The following is a 19,328-nucleotide window of genomic DNA, read 5'->3' as shown; positions in this document are numbered from 1 at the left end:
TTTCCCCTCCCGATCCGCATCGCCGGCACGCGTCATGCGCGCCTGAGCGTCGCGGCCCACACGCCGAGCGCGGCCACGCTCACGACCGCGCCGAGCACGCAGACGCCCGTCCATCCGGCGCGCGCATACGTCATCGTCGACGCAATCGCGCCGAGCCCGCTACCGGCCGAGTAGAACAGCATGTAGCAGCCGACGAGCCGTGCATGCGCATCGGGCCGCGTGCCGAGAATCATGCTCTGGTTGACGACATGGACGGCCTGTCCGCCGACGTCGAGCAGCACGATGCCGACGATCAGCAGCGCAATCGACGTATTGCCGAACGCGAGCGGCAGCCACGAGCACGCGAGCAGCGCGAGCGCGGCGCCGGTCGTCGCTTCGCCGCACCCGCGATCGGCAAGCCGGCCCGCGCGCGTGGCGGCGGCCGCGCCCAGTGCGCCGACGAGGCCGAACGCGCCGATCTGCGTATGCGACATCGAATGCGGCGGTGCGCTCAGCGGCAGCACGAGCGCGCTCCAGAAGATGCTGAACGCCGCGAACATCAGCAGCGCGATCGCGCCGCGCACGCGCAGCACGCGTTCGTCGCGCAGCAGCGACACCATCGATCGCAGCAGCGCCATGTAACCGATGCGCTCGCGCGGTCCGTTCGAGTCGGGCAACATCCGCGACAGCACGGCGAGCATCGCGATCGCGAGCGCACCCGAGACGAGATAGACCGCGCGCCAGCCGGCGACATCGGTGACGACGCCGGCCACCGAGCGCGCGGCCAGCAGCCCGATCACGACGCCGCCCTGCGCGGCGCCCACCACGCGCCCGCGTTCGCCGGCGCCCGCGAGCGCGGCCGAGCACGAGATCAGCCCTTGTGTCATCGCGGTGCCGAGCAGCCCGACCGAGACCATCCCCGCCAGCAGCGCGAAGCGCGTCGACGCTGCCGCCACGCCGATGCAGGCTGCCGTCAGCAGCAGAAGCTGCACGGCGATCAGGCGTTTGCGGTTCAGCAGATCGCCGAGCGGCACGACGAACAGCAGCGCGAGCGCGCAGCCGAGCTGCGTGGCGGTGATGACGCCGCCGACCGCGGCTTGCGACACGCCGAAATCCCGCGCGATCGAATCGAGCAGCGGCTGCGCGTAGTAGACGTTCGCGACGCTCGCCGCGCAGCAGACGGCCAGCAGCGAGACGTGCACCGCGGACAGGCGGCCGTCGCCGGCCGGATGCGCGGCGTTCGGTGCATTCGCTGCGTTCGACGCAACGGTGCTTGAATGACAGGAAGGCGCCATCGGTTTCCTCACGCAAAGTAGTTGCAATTTGAAACTGGTGTGAGTGTAGGAAAAGTAGTTTTAAAATGCAACTTGTTGTGCGGCGGGCGATGGGCCCGCGCACGGATGGCCGGCGTTGCCGTGAAGGCGGCCGGCACGACTGCGGAGAGGAACATGGCCAGGCAGAAAAGTCTTGCGGATTCGCCGTGCCCGGTGGCGCGGGCGACCGATATCGTCGGCGATCGCTGGGCGTTGCTGATCGTGCGCGATGCGTTCGACGGCGTGCGCCGCTTCGGCGATTTTCGCGCGAGCCTCGGCGTCGCGAGCAACATCCTGTCCGATCGGCTCAGGATGCTGGTGGACGCCGGCGTGTTCGACGTCGTGCCGGCGTCGGACGGCACCGCGTATCAGGAATACGCGCTGACCAAAAAGGGCGAGGGGCTGTTCCCGGTCATCGTGATGCTGCGGCAGTGGGGCGAGGCGAACCTGTTCGCGCGTGGCGAGCCGCATTCGGTGCTGGTCGACCGCGACACGGGGCGCGCGATCCGCAAGCTCGCGCTGCGGCACGACGACGGGCGGCCCGTGAAGGCGGCCGACACGCTCGTGAGGAAGGTCGGCGACGAAGCGGGCGCGACGCGGCGGTGAGCGTCATGCGCGGCCGGTCAGTCGACGGCCTGCACCGCCTGACGCGCTGGCGATGCGTCGCGATGCGCATCGGGCCGGACCAGCGTCGCGAGTAGCGCGGCGATGGCCAGCAGCGCGACCGACACGGCCGTGTCGATCCGCAACCCGTCGACCACCTGCCACGCACTGCCGCCGCCCGCGAGCGCGCCGAACGCGGCGACGCCCATCGCACCGCCGGCCTGCCGCGCGGTATTCAGCACGGCCGACGCAATGCCGGCCCGCTCGGGCGCGACCGATGCGAGCACGGCCGTCGTCATCGCCGGCACCGCGAACCCCATTCCCGACGGAATCAGCAGGAACGGCACGAGCAGCACGGGCAGCGGCGTCGACCCATCGACGAAATGCAACGACCCGTAGCCGAGCGCGGCGACGAGCGCGCCTGCCAGCATCGGCGCGCGCGGGCCGTGACGCGCGACGACCCGGCCGCTCGCGAGATTCGACAGCAGGAAGCCGCCCGTCAGCGGCAGGAACGCGAGACCCGCCTGCAACGCCGATTCGCCGCGCGCACGCTGCAGGTACAGAGCGAGCACGAACACGGTGCCGTAGTACGTGAGGTTCACGCAGATCCCGAACAGCACGGCTGCGCTGAACGTGCGATGGCGGAACAGCGCCAGCGGCAGCATCGGCATGGCCGTGCGCGACTCGACCGCGACGAACGCGAGCGCGGCAAGCGCCGCCAGCGCGAACCCGCCGGCGACGACCGGATGCGCGAGGCCGAGCGGCCGCCATTCGATTACCGCGCCGGTCAACGCGGTCAGCAGCGCGATCGCGATGAGCTGGCCGTGCAGGTCGAGCGCGCGGAGGGAACGGGTGCGCGCGGCCGTCTCGCGGCGTGCGGGCACCCACGCGAACGCGGCCGCGAGCCCTGCTGCGCACAGCGGCAGGTTCACGAGGAAGATGCCGCGCCAGCCCCACGCCGCGATCAGCAGGCCGCCGACGACCGGGCCGGCCGCGATCGAGATCGAGCCGGCCGCCGTCCACCAGCCGACGGCCCGCGCGCGCAGGTGCGGGTCGTGCCGGCATGCGTCGTTGAGCAGCGCGAGCGAATTGGGCAGCATCGCCGCGGCGCCGACACCCTGCAGCGCGCGGGCCGCGATCAGCATCGCGGGCGCACTCGCGGCGCCGCACGCGAGCGACGCGAGCGCGAACAGCGCGAGGCCCGCGACATACAGGCGGCGCGCGCCGAAGCGGTCGCCGAGTGCGCCGCCCGACAGCATCAGTACCGCGAACGCGAGCGTGTACGCATCGACGACCCACTGCAGGCCGGCGACCGGCAGGCGCAGGTCGCCGGCGAGATGCGCGAGCGCGATGTTGACGATCGTCACATCGAGCTGCGTGACGACGAAACCGGTGCTGACGGTCGCGACGACGCGTGCAAGCGCGGGCGGGAAGGCGGGGGAGGGCGTGGTCGTATCCATGCGCCCATCGTATGACGCGGCGGGCGGGCGACGTTTCAGCGGGACGTGAAGCGTCGATACGCGCGATGCGTTGCGGCCGGGCCGCGAGCGGGAAAGACGCGGGGGCGATGAAGATTGCGGCCGGACCGGCTCGCACGCGGTTTGCCGAACCGTGACGCTACGTGGATCGACGCGTGCTCACGGAGACGGATTCGCTCAATGCCGCTCGCCGCGCCAGCGTCCCGGCGCAACGCCGAAGCGCTTCGTGAATGCGTGCGTGAACGTGCTTTGATCCGCGAAGCCGACCATGCCCGCGATATCGACGAGCGGATACCGGCCGTCGGCGAGCAGCACGATCGCCGCGTCGAGCCGCAGCCGTTGCAGGTAGCGATGCGGCGTTTCGCCGAACGCGTCGACGAACAGTTGGTGAAAGCGGCGCATCCCGTAGCCGCAGTGCGCGGCGAGATCGGCGATGCGCAGCGGCTCGGCGAGCCGCGCGCGCAGCCAGCGGTCGATGCGCGCGAAATCGAGGCCCGACGCGGGTGCGGCGATGCCGGCATCGTCGATGAGCGCGCCGCAAAGGCGCGCGGCGGCCTGCCACTGGAAACGGTGCGCGGCGGCCTGCCGTGCGTCGCCGGCCGGCGCATCGAGTTGCGCGGCCGCCGCCGCGACCTGCGCGACGAGCGAAGTGAGGGCCGGGTCGATCGACACCGCGCGTGCGCGGTCGAACAGCCGTTGCGGCACCGCGAGTGATGCCGCGGGCAGGTCGATCACGAGCTGGCGATTGTCGCCGAGGCCCGAATAGTCGTGGCGCGCGCCGGCCGGAATCAGCCAGGCCGCGTGTCGGTCGATGCGCCGGCCGATCCCGTCCACCGCCATCACCATCGCGCCATCGACGCCGAGCACGACCTGGTGGAAGTCGTGCACGTCCGACGCTTCGCACGTGTCGTAGCGGCGCAGCGCGATGGCGGGGGAGGCGATGCGTTCCATCGGAAGGAAGCGGCCGGGGGCGTCGTCAGACGTCGAGCAGCTCGACTTCGAACACGAGCGTCGCGTTCGGCGGAATCACGCCGCCTGCGCCGCGCGGGCCGTAGGCGAGTTGCGGCGGGATCGTCAGGCGACGCACGCCGCCGACCTTCATGCCCTGCACGCCTTCGTCCCAGCCCTTGATGACCATGCCGCCACCGAGCACGAACGCGAACGGGTCGTTGCGGTCCTTGCTCGAATCGAATTTCTGACCGTCGGTCAGCCAGCCCGTGTAGTGGACGCTGACGGTCTTGCCGGCTTGCGCTTCCGCGCCGGTGCCTTCGGTCAGGTCTTCGTATTTGAGGCCCGATTCGGTCGTGATGACAGACATGACTACTCCTGAAAGAGGGTTGCGTAAAACCGCTATTGTAGGCGAGCCCGCAGCGGGCCGTCGTACGTGGCTTTCACCCGCCGGCCCGCGTGTCGTGGACGGCTGCGAGGCAGTGCGCCCGCGATCGCCGCAAACGTGAATGGAACGCGCGTTTGAATTTTGCGCGGGCCGCGCGACCGGGGTTGCACCGTGCGAGTGCGCCGCGCGTATGAATCGGTGCTACCGGCGCGGTATTCCATATGCCGCGCGCCGCCGCCGGATTCGTCGAAACGCCCGTCGCGCGGGGCGTTCGGGCAGATGGCGAGTTGCAGCGCCGACCGCCTCGCGCCGCTCGCCGGCCGGCGAGCGCGTTCGAATCGCGGCCCGCCCGGGCGCGGTTCGAACGTCGTTTTTTCCGCCTTTCCGACCGTGCCCTGTTTGGAAGCGCGCATCTACCGCGCGGCTTGCACGCGCTGGCGCGGGCGGCCTATCTTTACATTTATCGATGTCAAGATTTTGGTGGTGCGCGATGCGCCGCCGGAGCCTGCGCCGGCCGTGTCGGACGGCGCGCCGGGCCGTTCCGGAACAGGAGAACGATGAACATGAAGTCAGCCGCTTCCGCCACCGCAGCCGGGATCATGCCGGTGCGCCGCGACCTGCGCTTCGACCTGCCGGTCGAACGCGCGAAGGACTGGCATGGCCTCGGGTCGCATGTGACCCATTTCTTCAACGCGCTGTCGCTGCTGTTCCCGGCCGGCGAGCGCTTCTTCATGGATTCGGTGCGCAATTACCGCGATCGGATCGACGATCCGGTACTGAAGCAGCAGGTGCTCGGCTTCATTGGCCAGGAAGCGATGCATACGCGCGAGCACGTCGAATACAACGAACGGATGCAGGCGAACCGCTTGCCCGCGCGCAAGCTCGACAAGCGCGTGTGGGCGGTGCTCGGCTACATGAAGCGCAAGCTGCCGCATTCGGTGCAGCTTGCGCATACGATTGCGGCGGAGCACTACACGGCGATGCTCGCCGAGTGGCTGCTGCACGACCCGACGCGCCTCGAAGGCTCGGTCGACGGCTACCGGCAGATGTGGATATGGCATGCGCTCGAGGAAACCGAGCACAAGGCCGTGTCGTTCGACGTGTGGAATGCCGTGACGAAGCCGGGGCTGCGCCGTTACCTGATCCGCATCGGTGTGTACCTGTTGACGACGCTGACGTTCTGGCCGGCCGTGTTCTTGATGCACGCGACGCTGCTGTGGCGCGATCGCGGCGCCGGACATCACGTGCGCGGGATGCTGCGGACGATCGCGTTCCTGTACGGGCCGCGCCGCGGGCTGTTCCCGCGCATCGCGGGCGAATGGCTGAGCTTTTTCCGGCCGGGCTTCCATCCGTGGGATCACGACAACCATCACCATCTCGCGCGAGTCGACGCGCTCGTCGCCACCTACGGCGAACACGGCGGTACGCCGGCAGGCCGCGGCCGCGCGAATGCGCTGGCGCCGGTCGCGTCGGGCCGCTGACACAATCCGCCGCGCTGCCATGCGCGGCGTCGCACCGCGCATGTTGCGTTCCTGCATCATCCGGCTTCCTCTGACGATTGACCGAAATCAACCGGAACTGGCTGCGCGGGCGTCCGGCTGTCCGGTCGACCGGCCGCGCACATACCCGCCGACGGCCCGATTCTCCGTGCGCCGCATCGTACGCGAACGCCGCGCGCCAGCACCGGCGCGGCTTTGCGCGCGGCGCGCCCATCCGTTCCGGGTTCGCGCCGCGCACGCTACAGGGATAACACCCATCTAGCCGCAGGCCGGCCGCATCGATATACCGTTCATGACAGTACCCACCTCATGCACGATTCATGCACAGGGGGATTTTATTCGGACGGAAATGCGGCCAATATGTCGGTTCAATCGTGGTCCGTCGTACGCGGCGGCGAGCCGGCGCGCGATACCAACGCCAAGCGGGGAATAACGATGGTTGCAAGGTCACCCGACGCAGACGGGCAAGCGGCACCCGAGATGACGCACGTGTCCGTCACCGCTCCCGAGGCCGGACGCAAGCTGTTCGTGATCATGCGTACGCCCGACGAGCCGCTGCTTGCGCAATTGCGCGGGCTCGGCTGGGAGATCGCGGTCGCGAAGACAGCCGGCGCCGCGCAGAACATGACTTCCGGCGTAAACGTCGCCGCCGGGCTGGTCGATTTCACGGGGTTCACTTCGCGCGACTATCCGGCGCTGAAAGCGTGCCTGAGCCAGCCGGCGATCGGCTGGATTTCGATCGCGCAGGCCGGTATCACGATCGGTCCCGCCGTGCGTGAACTGATCCGCAGCTACTGTTTCGATTATGTGACGCTGCCGCTGCCCTACGAATGGATTTCGCATGTGCTCGGCCACGCGCGCGGGATGGCCGCACTCGACCGCGTCGACGGCGCAGCCTATGCGGCGTCGATCGGCGAACACGGGATGATCGGCAACTGCGAGGCGATGCAGCACTTGTTCAGCACGATCCGCAAGGTTGCGAAGACCGACGCCAGCGTGTTCATCTCGGGCGAGTCGGGCACCGGCAAGGAACTGACGGCGCTCGCGATTCACGAGCGTTCCGGCCGCGGCAAGGGGCCGTTCGTCGCGATCAATTGCGGTGCGATTCCGCATCACCTGCTGCAGTCGGAGCTGTTCGGCTATGAGCGCGGCGCGTTCACGGGCGCGAACCAGCGGCGCGCGGGCCGGATCGAATCGGCGAACGGCGGCACGCTGTTTCTCGACGAGATCGGCGACATGCCGATCGAAAGCCAGGCGAGCCTGCTGCGCTTCCTGCAGGAAGGGAAGATCGAGCGGCTCGGCGGACAGGAATCGATCGCGGTCGACGTGCGGATCATCTCGGCGACGCACGTGGATCTCGACGGCGCGGTCGAGGCCGGGCGCTTCCGCGCGGATCTGTATCACCGCCTGTGCGTGCTGCGCATCCACGAGCCGCCGCTGCGCGCGCGCGGCAAGGACATCGACATCCTCGCGCATTACGTGCTGCAGAAGTTCAAGGCAGACAGCGGCCGCAAGATCAGCGGTTTCACGTCGGCCGCGCTCGATGCGTTGCGGCGCTACGAGTGGCCCGGCAATGTGCGCGAGCTGATCAACCGCGTGCGGCGAGCGATCGTGATGGCCGAGAGCCGGCTGCTGACGCCGCACGATCTCGGGCTCGAGACGCCGGGCGAAACCGAACCCGTGACGCTCGAACAGGCGAGGGCGCTCGCCGAGCGAACCGCGATCGAGAATGCGCTGCTGCGCAACGATCACCGGATCAACAAGGCTGCCGCCGAACTCGGCATCTCGCGCGTGACGCTCTACCGGATGATGATCGAGCACGGGCTGAACGATCACGACAACAACGGCGGGCACGACGGCACGCCGCCCGGCGACGCGGGGCGGGAGCGCGTCGGCTGAGCTGTGCGTCAAGCGCGTGAACCGGTTCAGCGATAGGTCCGGAGCCGGTGCAGCACGAACGTGACGGGCACGCGCAACGCGTGCCCCGTGTCGGTTTCGTGATATGGCCGTGCGATCGGCAGCCGGATCGGCCGGCCCCGCAATCGCCGTCCGGGCCTGCGCGCGACCGACGGCCCCGATGCCGCCGACGGCATGTAAAGCGCATGAAACGTTTCGCGTCGGCAACCGGGCGAATTTCCGCTGGGAATCGGCCGATCGCAACGGCGCCGGTCGGAAAGAATTCCATGCCCCATTGTTCAGCCTTATCCCGCAAGGCTCGGTCGCTACACGGCCGGCGCGTGCCGCGCGACGCATGTTTCAGATTCGCAACTTCCGGCATTCCGCACCCGTTTCGGCCCTCATGCCGCGCGCCGAACCCCTTGTGCGGATGGGCGCGCGCGAAGCTGGCCCGCTCCTTGCGGATATGAACGTACGAAAGTCGACGACGCGAGGTCCGGCCGGTTCTGCAGCAAACCCTGCCAGTACCGGCCAGGACGCAGTCCGCGGGGATGCGGCGGCGGAGCGCGGCGCAGCCGCCGCGTTCCGGCGAGCATGGAACGTCGTCGCCTGATCGTCGGGGCGCCGGCATCGTCCGGTTGCCGGAACAAGCACCAGACTGAAAACGGGGTAGAAAAATGATCGATCGCCACACGCCGCGGCCGGCAGGCCGCGATCGCAGTGATTCGGAGCATCGCCGGTCGAACGTCGTTCTCGCAGCCGGCCGGCATGCATCGACAGGCCATCTCTCCGCGCCCGGGGCGAGGCGGATCCGGCTGATTCCCGGTCATCCGCGCCGGGTCGGGACTTTCCTGCACGCAGACCCGATTCGAAAGGGCATGTGCGTACGGGCGCCGGTATCGCGACGCCCGATCTTCGCCTACTGAATTCGCACGAGATCCGGTCGCGTTGCCCATCGGTCGCGCGAACCATTGCAATCGATCTGCAATCCGAATCAGGTTTGACACGTTGCGCCGCGCGCGCGACCGAGGATGAATTCGATGCGGCGGCGAACGGCACGATGCCGTCGCCGCCCGGTGGTGAGGGGAGGGGCGGTCGGACGCGCGCGACGGGAGTAGCGCCCGTACGCGCGCGACGCCGTTTCAGCCGCCGTAGATGTCGAAGTCGAAGTATTTCGACGCGAGCCGTTTGTAGGTGCCGTCCTTGACCATGTCGACGATCGCGCGGTCGATCTTCGCCTTCAGGTCGGCGTCTTCCTTGCGCAGCCCGATGCCGGCGCCGATGCCGAGCACCTTTTCGTCGACGAGCTCGGGCCCGACGAACTGGTAGTTCGCGCCGCGCGGCGATTTCAGGAACCCGATCGCGGCCTGCACTTCATCCTGGAGCGCCGCATCGAGGCGACCCGAGGTCAGATCCGCATACACGCCGTCCTGGTTCTGGTACGACACGACGTTCGCGCCTTGCTTGCCCCAGTACGCCTTCGCATAGGTTTCCTGCGTCGTGCCCTGCTCGACGCCGATCGACTTGCCCTTCAGCGATTCGGCCGTCGGCAGCAGCGGCGAGCCCTTCTTCACGACGAGCCGCGTCGGCTGGTTGTAGATCTTCGTCGTGAAGCCGATCTGTTCCGCGCGCTGCGGCGTGATCGACATCGACGACAGCACCGCGTCGAACTTCTTCGCCTTCAGCGCCGGAATCATTCCGTCGAAATCGTTCTCGAGCCACACGCACTTCGCCTTCAGGCGCGCGCAGATCTCGTTGCCGAGGTCGATGTCGAAGCCGACGAGCTTGCCGTCGGGCGCCTTCGACTCGAACGGCGCGTAGCTGGCGTCGGTGCCGAAGCGGATCGTGGTCCAGTCCTTCGCGACGGCGGGGCCTGCGGCTACCGCGAGCAGGGCGATCGATACGGCGGCAATCAGTCTCTTCATGGTGTGTTCCTTGGCGGGGTGCTTCCGGTTCTGTGCGACACGGTTCCACGGACACGAACCGCGTTTGCGCGCGGTGTCCGCATGGCCATTAACGCAGAAAATAAAATAAGAGTCCAGAATGGACAAAAAATATCGTTTTTGCCGGAAGCGCTGGCCGATCGTCGGGTGTCGACCCTTGCAAAAATACGAAAATGGACTAGTCTTGTTAGTGAATTCATTTCGAGACTAACGATCATGTCACAGCCTGCCTACGATTCGCATTCCGCCCCGCCGCAGGCTTCGTTCGCGCAGATGTCGGCGGCCGGCCTGCGTGCGTTTTTCAACATCGCGCGCGACTGGGAACTGACGATCGACGAGCAGATCGTGCTGCTCGGGTCGCCCGGCCGTTCGACGTTCTTCAAGTGGAAGGCCGCGCCGGAATCGGCACGGCTGCCGCGCGATACGCTCGAGCGGCTATCGCTGCTGCTCGGCATCTACAAGGCGCTGCAGATCCTGCTGCCGCAGCCGGCCGCGGCCGACGCATGGGTCAAGCGGCCCAACGATGCGGCGCCGTTCGGCGGCAAGCGCGCGCTCGACCGGATGCTGGCCGGCAACGTCGGCGATCTGGTTGCCGTCCGGCAATATCTCGACGCGATGCGAGGTGGCTGGGCGTGACGATGACGATGCCGATCGAAGCAAAACAATGGCCTGCGACCGCCGTCGACTGGGCTCCTGCCTATCGTGTGATCCCCACCCGTTTTCCTGCGATCAACCTGTTCGACCGCGTCGCGTCGGCGGACGATTTCGACGCGCTGTACGCGCTCGAATCGCTGACCAACGACCGCATCCGCAACGAAGTCGGCACGCTCGACCTCGTGCCGCCCGCCGAGCGCCGCTACGGGCTGGGCTGGGGGCCGATCATGGCCGCGTTCACGCACCTGAATCCGCAGGGCAGCCGCTTTTCCGACGGCAGCTACGGCGTGTTCTACTGCGCCCGCTCGCGCGACACCGCGATCGCCGAGACGCGCTATCACGGCGCGCTGTTCCTGGCCGCGACGAAGGAGCCGCCGATGCGCCAGCAGATGCGGCTCTACACGGTGTTCGCGCAGGGCGACGTGGTCGACGTGCGTACGTGGCCGCAGCGCGATCCCGCGTTGCTGCATCCGCTCGATTACAGCGCGGGGCAGGCGCTCGGCCGCGCGGTGCGCAACGCGGGCGGCGCGGGGATCGTCTATCCGTCGGTGCGCGACCCGCACGGCGAGTGTCTGGCCGCATTCCGCACCGCGCTGCTGCGCGACTGCCATCACGCGGCCTACCTCGAATACAACTGGAACGGCTCGGCTGTCGACGCGGTGTTCGAACTGAACCAGGTCGGCTAGCGTTCGCTCGCGGGCCGTTGCCGGTGTGAAGGCGCGAGGGGACTAAGGCAACGGCCAGTCGCCCGCGTGGCGTTCGCGCGCCTCGGCCTGCGTCATCGACCACGTGCTGCCGGTGCGCGGCTCGGCGAGCGTGAGCCGCCCGGACGGCGCGAACGCGCCGGTGTCGATGAACCACTGCGCGCCGATCCGCTGCGGCGCGCGCACGGGCGTGTGCCCGGTGCAGGTCAGCGACAGTCCGGCCTGCACCGCCGGATCGGCGAGCCCCTGGACGAGATCGCGGCCCCAGATCAGCCGTTCGCGCACGTCGTGCGAATAGCTGCCGGTGTCGAGCTCGGCGTCCGAGCCGAAGAATTCCGCGTGCAGCACGTTGAAGCGCTCGGGGCCGTCGCCGATCACGCGCACCAGCGGCAGTGCGTCGACGCGGGCCGCATGCGCGTGCAGTCGCTCCGGCGGCAGGTCGGCGCCCCAGTCGCCGCCGATCCCGCGCCACGCGTCGGGCGACAGCTTGCCGCGCGACACGAGGCTCAGCACTTCCTCGTGATTGCCGCGCACGACATGGCACCACGGGCGGTCGAGCAGGTCGAGCGTGGTTTCGGAGGCGGGGCCGCGGTCGACGAGATCGCCGACCGAGAACAGGCGGTCGCGGGCCGGATCGAAGCGGACGTCGTGCAGCAGCGCGCGCAGCACGTCCACGCAGCCGTGCAGGTCGCCGACGACGAAGTCGCGGCCGGCCGTGTTCGCCGGGTGGCGGCAGAGGGAGGCGGTGGCAGTCATCCCAGTATCTTAGGCGCTCGCGCCCATCGCCACGTCACGATGGAATGGCGATAATCGGGGCGCGGTACCCGCCGGCGCGGCGCAGCGGGCCGCACCACGCGCTGTTCGAACCCTTTCCATCCGCTTTCGGAATTTCACGATGACGTTTTATCCGCAGGTATTACGCAACCGGCCGCGCATGGTCGCGGCGTTCGTCGCGGGCTTGCTGTGCGCGGTGCTGCTGCCGTTTCAGCTGCGTCCGACCGCGCGTGCGCTGATCGGCTGGGATTGCGCGATCTGGCTGTATCTCGCGCTGATGTGGGTGCGCATGGTCACCGCGCGCCATCACAAGGTGCGTGAAATCGCGATCCGCGAGGACGAGAGCGCGACCACGGTGCTGACGGTCGTGTGTCTCGCGACGGTCGCGAGCGTGGCCGCGATCGCGATCGAGCTGGCGACGGCCAAGGGTGTCGGGTTTCGCGCGGGGCTCGGCCATTACGCGGTGACCGGCGCGACGCTGTTCGGCGCGTGGTTCCTGATCCCGACGATCTTCACGCTGCACTACGCGCGGCTCTATTACGGTTCGCCGAGCAGCGACCGCGCGCTGCGCTTCCCGGACCAGCACCCCGAACCCGATTACTGGGATTTCCTGTATTTCGCGTTCACGCTCGCGGTGGCGTCGCAAACGGCCGACGTGTCGCTGGCGAACCGCTCCGCGCGGCGCGCGGTGCTCGCGCAGTCGATCCTGTCGTTCTACTTCAACATGGCCGTGCTCGGGCTGTCGATCAACGTCGCGGCGGGGTTGCTGAGTTGACGCCGGTTACTTGAGCAGGTCGTACGGGCCGCCGCGTTCCAGTGCCCGCCGGTACGCGGGCCGCGCGTGGATCGTGTCGAGAAAGCGCGCGATCGCGGGGTACTGGGTGCCGCCGCCGCGTGCGGTCGCGGCTTCGAGCGGGAAGCTCATCTGGATGTCGGCCGCGCTGAAGCCGTCGCCGACGAACCAGCCGGTGCGATTCAGCGCGCCGTCGATATGGCCGAGATGCAGCGCGATCTGCGGATCGACGAAACCCGACTGCAGCGTCGTGGCGATCTTGCGAGCGATCGGTCGCGCGAAGAACGGCATCGGCGCATGCGCGATCCGCAGCGCGACGAGCTTGAGCAGCAGCGGCGGCATCGCCGACCCTTCCGCGTAGTGGAGCCAGTACGTGTAGTCGTGCCGCTCGGGCGTGCCGGGCGGCGGCGCGAGGCGCCCGTTGCCGTAGCGTTCGACCAGGTATTCGATGATCGCGCCCGATTCGGCGAACGTGCGGCCGTCGTCGGTGACGACGGGCGACTTGCCGAGCGGATGGATCGCGCGCAGCGCGGGCGGCGCGAGCATCGTTTTCGGATCGCGCTCGTAGCGCACGATCTCGTACGGCACATCCAGTTCTTCGAGCAGCCAGAGCACGCGCTGCGAGCGCGAGTTGTTCAGGTGATGGACGGTGAGCATGTCGAGGCCGGAAGGGGCGGGAACGACATCATACCCAGCGCGCGTGGCGTGTACGCGAATCGCCTCGCCCACCGTTTCGAGCCGCTTCGAGCCGTTATGCGCGCCGCACCGCGATCCACGCACCCCAGAACAGGCTCGCGAAAAAGCGCAGCGGCGCATCGAAGCCCGCATCGCGCAGCAGGTCGAACATGGCTTCCTCGGACGCGGGCGGATCGGCGCCCTGCAGGATCTTCGCGAGTTGCGCGCGCACGGCGTCGGGCGTGGCGCCCTTCATGCGCCAGCGCTGCTGCCACGCATCGAGCAGGCGAGGGTGGTCCGCGTAGCGGCGATGATTGCCGGCGAGCACGAGCGGCGCGCCGGGCTTCAGGCGTCGCGCGATCGCGTGCAGCAGCGCCGCCTTCGCATCGTCGCCCGGCACGTGATGCAGCACGCCGATCAGCGTTGCGCCGTCGAACGCGGGTGCGTCGGCCAGCGCATCGACGTTGTCCTCGACGAACGCCGTGCGCGCGCCGAAGCCCGCGGCTTCGACGTTCGTGCGCGCGAGCGCGAGCATCGGCGCGGACGGGTCGACGGCCGTGAACCGCCAGCCCGATTCGAGCGCGGCCGCCACGCAGATCTCCTGCCCCGTGCCGCCCGCGCCCGCGACGAGTATCCGCGCATCGGGCGCGCCGATCGCCGACGCGAGCATGCACGCGGCGAGTTCGTGGCAGGCATCGTAGCCGGCGAGCGCGATGCGGGATTGCTCGGCGTATTCGTGTGCGCGTGCCGGATCGAATTTCGCGGCGCTGGCGGGAAGCGACATGGCGGGTTCCTCGGGTCGGGCGCGGACGACGTGTCCGCGAGCATGGCGCAGAGCGTAAGCGTGCATGGTCGACGCAACAAGGCGAGCGGTCATTCCGGTATGCCGACTACCCGACTCGGCAAGCGTCGGACTGCCGATTTTCCGGGGGTCGATTCGCATTTAAAAATGTCTGACCATGATGCATCGCGATGGCGAATCCGGCGCATACTCGTTCTTCTCCCCCCGCCTGGCCGTCGCATGCCGGGCCCCGATGCGCCGCGCCAGTGGCGCGGCCATGCCGCTCGGCACGCACGAGGAGCGCATGATGTCCGATTGTCCGCACGATCCGTACGCGCAGCACTACATTCATTGTTTGCCGTTTGGCGCGCAGCCCTGCGGCGCGCTCGGCACGACACCGCGCACGCATTTTCGCGTGTGGGCGCCGGGCAGCACGCAGGTCCAGCTCGAGCTCGATACCGGCTACGGCCCGACGCTCGTCCCGATGACGGCCGCCGGCCCGAACTGGTTCGAAGTGTTCGCCGATTGCGGCGCGGGTGCGCGTTACCGCTATCGCCTCGACGATGCCGTGTCGATTCCCGATCCCGCGTCGCGCTCGCAACCCGAAGGGCTCAACGGCCCGAGCGAGGTCGTCGATCCGCGCGCGTTCACGTGGCGCAACACGTTCTGGCGCGGGCGCGCGTGGGAAGACATGGCGCTCTACGCGATTCGCCCGCACGCGGTGGGCGGCTTCGCCGGCGTGCGTCGCCGCCTGCCGCAGCTCGCGCGCCTCGGCGTGACCGCTTTGGAACTGCTCGCATCGCCGCACGACAGCCTGCCGTTCGCGCCGCTTGCGGTTGAAGGCGGCCCCGATGCGCTGAAGGCGCTGATCGACGACGCGCACGGCTTCGGCCTCGCGGTGCTGCTGGAACTCGACTACGCGCGCTTCGGCAGCGGCACCGACGCGCTGCGCCACTTCACGGAGCCGTTCTTCCATACCCGCGACGATCCGCTGCAGGCGCCGCCGCTGGCGCTCGATCATCCGGACGTCTGCGATTTCTTCTGCGACAACGCGCTGTACTGGATCGACGAATACCGTTGCGACGGGCTGCGCCTGCGCGAGGCCGACCGGATCGACGTGTCGTGGCTGCGCGAGATCGCGGATCGCGTGCGCGCGGCCGTGCCGGCCGACCGGTTCATCCATCTCGTGCTCGGCAGCGAGCGGCATCCGGCGCATCTCGCCGATACCCATTTCGATGCGCAATGGAACGGTTGCGGCGAACGCGCGCTGCACCGGCTGACGGGGCGCGACACATCGGGCCATGAAGGCATTTCCACGCATCAGTCGATCCATACGCTCGCCCGCGCGCTGACCGCGGCCGGCGCGGCGTTTCAGCCGGCCGCGCCGGCAGAAGGCATGGCCGCCGAAACCGGGCTGTCGTTGACGTCGCTGGTGCTGTCCGATGGCGCGTGGCGCGACTGCGGTCAGGGCGAGCGAGGGCAGGAGGCCGGCCTGGCCGGGCTCGCGCTGTCGCTGCTCACGCCGCAGATCCCGCTGATCTTCGACGAAACCGCGCGCGACGCCGATCGCGCGCATTTCGTGCAGTCGGCGCTCGCGGTGCGCGCGAAGCTGATCGCGCCGCGGCTGTCCGATTGCCGGCCGCAGGACGCGCATGCGCTGAAGGCGGGCGGCGACGGCGATGCCGACGCGCTGCTTGCGTCATGGCGCCTTGCCGACGACGAGACGCTGACGATCGCGTTGAACCTGTCGCCCGATGCGGTGCCGTTCGATGCGCCGAGAGGGCAGGTCGTGTTCGAGACGCCGGCGCGCGCGCGCGATCGGGTCGATGAAGGGGAATTGCCGCCGTATTCGCTCGTCGCGTGGCTGACGGGCGACGTCAACCGGTACGCGCTCACGCACGACGTGCGTCGCATCGACGACGGCTCGTGGCGCGGGGCGCGTCCGAACCTGAACGCCTGAAGATCGCCTGGGCGAGTAACTATCCGAACGGCCGAGGGCGCTTCCGCGCCCGGCGGTTGTTTTGCCGGAACGCCCCGGGCTACCAGAACCCGCGAATGCCTGCGATGCCGTACGCGCCGTGGCGGCGCGCGTCGTCGAGATGCGCGCGGGTCATCCCGCCGAGCGCGTAGACGGGCATCGCGGCCTGCGCGGCCAGCGAGTCGAATCGGCTCCAGCCGAGCGCCGGCGCACCGGGGTGGCTGAGCGTCGGCAACACCGGCGACAGCGTGACGAAATCCGCGCCGACGCGCGCGGCCAGCAGCAGGTCGTCTTGCGTGTGGCAGGCCGCGGACACCCATCGTCCGGCCGGCAATGGCCGCTGCGCGGCGGCGCGCAACGCGGCGCCGTCGAGATGCCAGCCGGCGCCGTCGAGCCGCATCACGCCGGCCGCGTCGATCGGGCCGTTCAGCATCAGGTGCGCGCCGGCTGCATTGCAGCGCGCGAGCGCCGCGGCGGCGAGCCGCGCGAACGCAGCCGCATCGAGCGATTTCACGCGCAGTTGCACGAGCGTCTCGCCGCGCGCGAGCACGGCCGACAGCCGGTCGAGGAACGCATCGCAATCGGCCGCCGACGCGGACGCCGGCTCCGGCGTGATCACGCAGCAGCGCGGCAGCGTTGCGTTCATCGCGTGCCGCGCCGCCGACGACAGGCCGTCATTCGTCGGCCTCCTTCGCGATCTTCGGATAGACGCGCACGAGCACGATGCGCGGCCCGTTCATCTTCTTCACGACGACGTCGAAGCGGTCGAACGACACGCGCTGCCCTTCGGTCGGCAGGTCGCTGAGCGCCTGGATCACGAGGCCGCCGACCGATTCCGCGCGGCCTTCGTCGATGTCGATGCCGAGCGCCTGCTCGAGCGACACGACGGGCAGGCTGCCCTTGCCCATCAGCGTGCCGTCGTCGAGGCGGCTCCAGTCGGCATCGCCCTGGCGGAACTCGTCGTGGATCTGGCCGACCAGCGCGCCGAGCAGGTTGTCGAGCGTCAGGAAGCCGATCGGCTTCTCGCCCTTGTTGCCGACCAGCGCGAAGTGCGGCGCACCCTTGCGGAAGCGGCGGAACAGGTCGAGTGCCGGGGTGTCGGGCCTCACGTACTGCACGGGGCGCACGTAGTCGGACAGGTCTTCGAGCGCCGCACCCGCGTGACGCGCGAGCAGCAGGTCCTTCAGGTGGATCAGCCCGCTCACCTGTTCGCGCGACGCGTCCTCGAACAGCGGATAGCGGCTGAAGCGGTGCCGCGCGACGATCTCCATGTTGTCGGGCAGCGGCAGGTCGCGCCGCAGGCCGATCATTTCATGGGCCGGCCGCATCAGGTCCGATACTGTCATCGACGAAAAATCGAGCGAATGCGCGAGCGTGTTCCACTCGTCGTTGCTGTACGTGCCGCGCGCCGGCTGTGCCGTGTTGCCGGCCGTGCTGCGGCGGCTGCGCAGGATCAGCTTCAGCTCGTCGGTCGAGTAATGCGCGTCGCCGCCGTGGTCGGCGGACAGTCCGGCAAGCCGCAGCACTGCGTTGGCGCTGTTGTTGAGCACCCAGATCGCCGGATACATCGCCCAGTAGAACGCATAGAGCGGCAGCGCGACCCACAGGCCGACCTTCTCGGACTGGCGGATCGCCATCGATTTCGGCGCAAGCTCGCCGACGACGATGTGCAGGAACGAGATCAGCGAGAACGCGAACACGAGCGAGATCAGGTGCACGACGCGTTCGGACTGCACGCCGATCAGGTCGAGCAACGGGCTGAGCAGTTGCGCGAAGGCCGGTTCGCCGACCCAGCCGAGGCCGAGCGACGCGAGCGTGATGCCGAGCTGGCATGCGGAAAGATACGCATCGAGCCGGCCGTGCACGATGCCGAGGATGCGCCCGCGCAGGCCGTGCTTGCGGGCGAGGGTCTTGACGCGCGTCGCGCGCAGTTTGACGAGGCCGAATTCGGCCGCAACGAAGAACCCGTTCAGGGCCACCAGGAACAACGCGCCGATGAGCGCGAAGATCTGTAACAAAGAATCGCTCCGGTTATGACAGGCTGATCAGTATAGAGCCTGAAATGGATTTGTAATGTTTTGGGCGGCCGATTGCCTACACCGGCGCCTCGCAGGGAACGGCGAGCGTGATGGCGGCGGTTGCGCCGTCGGTGAACGCGGTATGCGAGAACGTGCCGCCGTGCGCGAGCGCGACGCGCTGGCACAGCGCGAGCGCCCATGCGATCCGCTTCGCGTCGCGCTCGCGCAGCATCTCGCGCCGCGCGAACGATTCGAACGCATGCGGCCGCGCGGGATCGGCGAGCGCGTCGGCGCTGACGGTGCAGGTGGCGCGCGCGACGAACTGCGCGCCGTCGCGCGTGCATTCGAACGTTACGCGGCTGCCGGTGGCGCTGGCCTCGACGGCCGCCGTCAGCATGGTCCAGAGCGCCTGCGCGATGCGTTCGCGGTCGGCTGACAACGAGGGTTCGCCGTCCGGCAGCGTCGCGTCGAGCGCGACCTGCCGCGCGTTGGCGAGCGCGAAACGGACGAGCGCGAGCGTGTCGTCGAGCAGCGCGCGCAGCGCGAGCGGCCGCGGCGCGATCGCGAGCGTGCGTGTTTCGGCACGCGGTGCATCGAGCACGTCGTCGATCAGCGTCACCTGCTGGTCGATGCCCGTGCGGATGCCCGCGAGCGCGCGTTGCAGGTTCGGATCGGCATTGGCGAGCTGGCGCTCGAGCACGTATGCCCAGCTATGCATCGCGTTCAGCGGGCTGCGCAGGTCGTGCGACGCGGTGGAGAGCGCCTGGTCGCGCAGGAACAGCGCCGCCTGGGTGGTGTAGTGCGCTGCGCGTTCGCGCAGCAGGTCGGCGGCGGGATCGACGGAAGTGGACGTCACGGAGCAGGCCTGTCGGAAGCGGTTGGCGTGGAAGTCACGCGAACCGCC

At 69.0% G+C, this 19,328-nt stretch carries 18 protein-coding genes; 7 read left to right on the top strand and 11 right to left on the bottom strand.

The window, feature by feature from the left end; all coding sequences use genetic code 11:
• Positions 1-32: 32 nt before the first annotated feature.
• Positions 33-1,274 carry an MFS transporter gene (locus OEJ37_RS17610; protein ID WP_263344991.1) on the bottom strand — a complete coding sequence of 414 codons (1,242 nt, stop codon included), beginning with the start codon at positions 1,272-1,274 and terminating at the stop codon, positions 33-35.
• Between the two features lie 153 nt (positions 1,275-1,427).
• Between OEJ37_RS17610 and OEJ37_RS17605 the strand changes: the two genes are divergently transcribed.
• Positions 1,428-1,898, top strand: a complete 471-nt coding sequence (locus tag OEJ37_RS17605) for a winged helix-turn-helix transcriptional regulator (RefSeq protein WP_174418434.1) — start codon at positions 1,428-1,430, stop codon at positions 1,896-1,898.
• A 17-nt stretch (positions 1,899-1,915) separates the two neighbouring features.
• Here the strand turns inward: OEJ37_RS17605 and OEJ37_RS17600 are convergent, their stop codons facing one another.
• The 3 genes from OEJ37_RS17600 to OEJ37_RS17590 form a co-directional block, all read right to left on the bottom strand.
• On the bottom strand, positions 1,916-3,355 hold the full coding sequence (locus tag OEJ37_RS17600) for an MFS transporter (protein WP_263344990.1): 1,440 nt from the start codon (positions 3,353-3,355) through the stop codon (positions 1,916-1,918).
• A 195-nt stretch (positions 3,356-3,550) separates the two neighbouring features.
• Complete coding sequence (locus OEJ37_RS17595; protein ID WP_174418432.1) at positions 3,551-4,324, bottom strand: helix-turn-helix transcriptional regulator; 774 nt, start codon at positions 4,322-4,324, stop codon at positions 3,551-3,553.
• A 25-nt stretch (positions 4,325-4,349) separates the two neighbouring features.
• Positions 4,350-4,691: an FKBP-type peptidyl-prolyl cis-trans isomerase gene (locus OEJ37_RS17590; RefSeq protein ID WP_152855675.1), complete on the bottom strand. Its 342-nt coding sequence runs from the start codon at positions 4,689-4,691 to the stop codon at positions 4,350-4,352.
• Positions 4,692-5,272: 581 nt separating this feature from the next.
• Between OEJ37_RS17590 and OEJ37_RS17585 the strand changes: the two genes are divergently transcribed.
• Both OEJ37_RS17585 and OEJ37_RS17580 read left to right on the top strand, forming a co-directional pair.
• Positions 5,273-6,190 (top strand): metal-dependent hydrolase, encoded by a 918-nt coding sequence (locus tag OEJ37_RS17585; RefSeq protein ID WP_263344988.1) that lies wholly within the window; start codon positions 5,273-5,275, stop codon positions 6,188-6,190.
• A gap of 453 nt (positions 6,191-6,643) precedes the next feature.
• Positions 6,644-8,107 carry a sigma-54 dependent transcriptional regulator gene (locus OEJ37_RS17580; protein ID WP_174418430.1) on the top strand — a complete coding sequence of 488 codons (1,464 nt, stop codon included), beginning with the start codon at positions 6,644-6,646 and terminating at the stop codon, positions 8,105-8,107.
• A gap of 1,139 nt (positions 8,108-9,246) precedes the next feature.
• Here OEJ37_RS17580 and OEJ37_RS17575 read toward each other — a convergent pair.
• Positions 9,247-10,029, bottom strand: coding sequence for an ABC transporter substrate-binding protein (locus OEJ37_RS17575; protein WP_174418429.1), 783 nt, complete (start codon positions 10,027-10,029; stop codon positions 9,247-9,249).
• A gap of 234 nt (positions 10,030-10,263) precedes the next feature.
• Here OEJ37_RS17575 and OEJ37_RS17570 point away from each other — a divergent pair, with 234 nt between their 5' ends.
• Together OEJ37_RS17570 and OEJ37_RS17565 are read left to right on the top strand one after the other, a co-directional pair.
• Positions 10,264-10,683, top strand: a complete 420-nt coding sequence (locus OEJ37_RS17570) for an MbcA/ParS/Xre antitoxin family protein (RefSeq protein ID WP_034185167.1) — start codon at positions 10,264-10,266, stop codon at positions 10,681-10,683.
• An 8-nt stretch (positions 10,684-10,691) separates the two neighbouring features.
• Positions 10,692-11,387 carry an RES family NAD+ phosphorylase gene (locus tag OEJ37_RS17565; RefSeq protein WP_411859267.1) on the top strand — a complete coding sequence of 232 codons (696 nt, stop codon included), beginning with the start codon at positions 10,692-10,694 and terminating at the stop codon, positions 11,385-11,387.
• A gap of 42 nt (positions 11,388-11,429) precedes the next feature.
• On the opposite strand, the gene OEJ37_RS17560 is transcribed toward OEJ37_RS17565, so the two are convergent.
• On the bottom strand, positions 11,430-12,161 hold the full coding sequence (locus OEJ37_RS17560; protein ID WP_174418428.1) for a metallophosphoesterase: 732 nt from the start codon (positions 12,159-12,161) through the stop codon (positions 11,430-11,432).
• A gap of 139 nt (positions 12,162-12,300) precedes the next feature.
• On the opposite strand from OEJ37_RS17560, the gene OEJ37_RS17555 reads away from it, so the two are divergent.
• Entirely contained in the window at positions 12,301-12,954 is a 654-nt protein-coding gene (locus OEJ37_RS17555; protein ID WP_174418427.1) for a DUF1345 domain-containing protein, read from the top strand.
• 6 nt (positions 12,955-12,960) lie between these two features.
• Here OEJ37_RS17555 and OEJ37_RS17550 read toward each other — a convergent pair whose 3' ends face one another.
• Both OEJ37_RS17550 and OEJ37_RS17545 read right to left on the bottom strand, forming a co-directional pair.
• The gene (locus OEJ37_RS17550) at positions 12,961-13,629 is read right to left on the bottom strand and encodes a glutathione S-transferase (RefSeq protein ID WP_174418426.1); all 669 of its coding nucleotides are present in this window, start codon (positions 13,627-13,629) and stop codon (positions 12,961-12,963) included.
• A gap of 94 nt (positions 13,630-13,723) precedes the next feature.
• Positions 13,724-14,431 carry a class I SAM-dependent methyltransferase gene (locus OEJ37_RS17545; RefSeq protein WP_174418425.1) on the bottom strand — a complete coding sequence of 236 codons (708 nt, stop codon included), beginning with the start codon at positions 14,429-14,431 and terminating at the stop codon, positions 13,724-13,726.
• A gap of 304 nt (positions 14,432-14,735) precedes the next feature.
• Here OEJ37_RS17545 and OEJ37_RS17540 point away from each other — a divergent pair, with 304 nt between their 5' ends.
• Positions 14,736-16,388 (top strand): DUF3459 domain-containing protein, encoded by a 1,653-nt coding sequence (locus tag OEJ37_RS17540; RefSeq protein WP_174418464.1) that lies wholly within the window; start codon positions 14,736-14,738, stop codon positions 16,386-16,388.
• A gap of 79 nt (positions 16,389-16,467) precedes the next feature.
• Here OEJ37_RS17540 and OEJ37_RS17535 read toward each other — a convergent pair whose 3' ends face one another.
• The 3 genes from OEJ37_RS17535 to OEJ37_RS17525 form a co-directional block, all read right to left on the bottom strand.
• Positions 16,468-17,052 (bottom strand): thiamine phosphate synthase, encoded by a 585-nt coding sequence (locus OEJ37_RS17535; RefSeq protein ID WP_174418424.1) that lies wholly within the window; start codon positions 17,050-17,052, stop codon positions 16,468-16,470.
• Positions 17,053-17,080: 28 nt separating this feature from the next.
• Positions 17,081-18,424: a hemolysin family protein gene (locus tag OEJ37_RS17530; protein WP_174418423.1), complete on the bottom strand. Its 1,344-nt coding sequence runs from the start codon at positions 18,422-18,424 to the stop codon at positions 17,081-17,083.
• A gap of 76 nt (positions 18,425-18,500) precedes the next feature.
• Positions 18,501-19,280, bottom strand: coding sequence for a sensor histidine kinase (locus OEJ37_RS17525; protein ID WP_174418422.1), 780 nt, complete (start codon positions 19,278-19,280; stop codon positions 18,501-18,503).
• Between the last annotated feature and the right edge of the window lie 48 nt (positions 19,281-19,328).

Origin of the sequence: Burkholderia sp. BKH01, assembly GCF_025685725.1 — a bacterium.
GTDB classification, from domain to species: Bacteria; Pseudomonadota; Gammaproteobacteria; order Burkholderiales; family Burkholderiaceae; genus Burkholderia; species Burkholderia pyrrocinia_C.
This window is presented reverse-complemented; position numbering and strand designations above follow the sequence as displayed.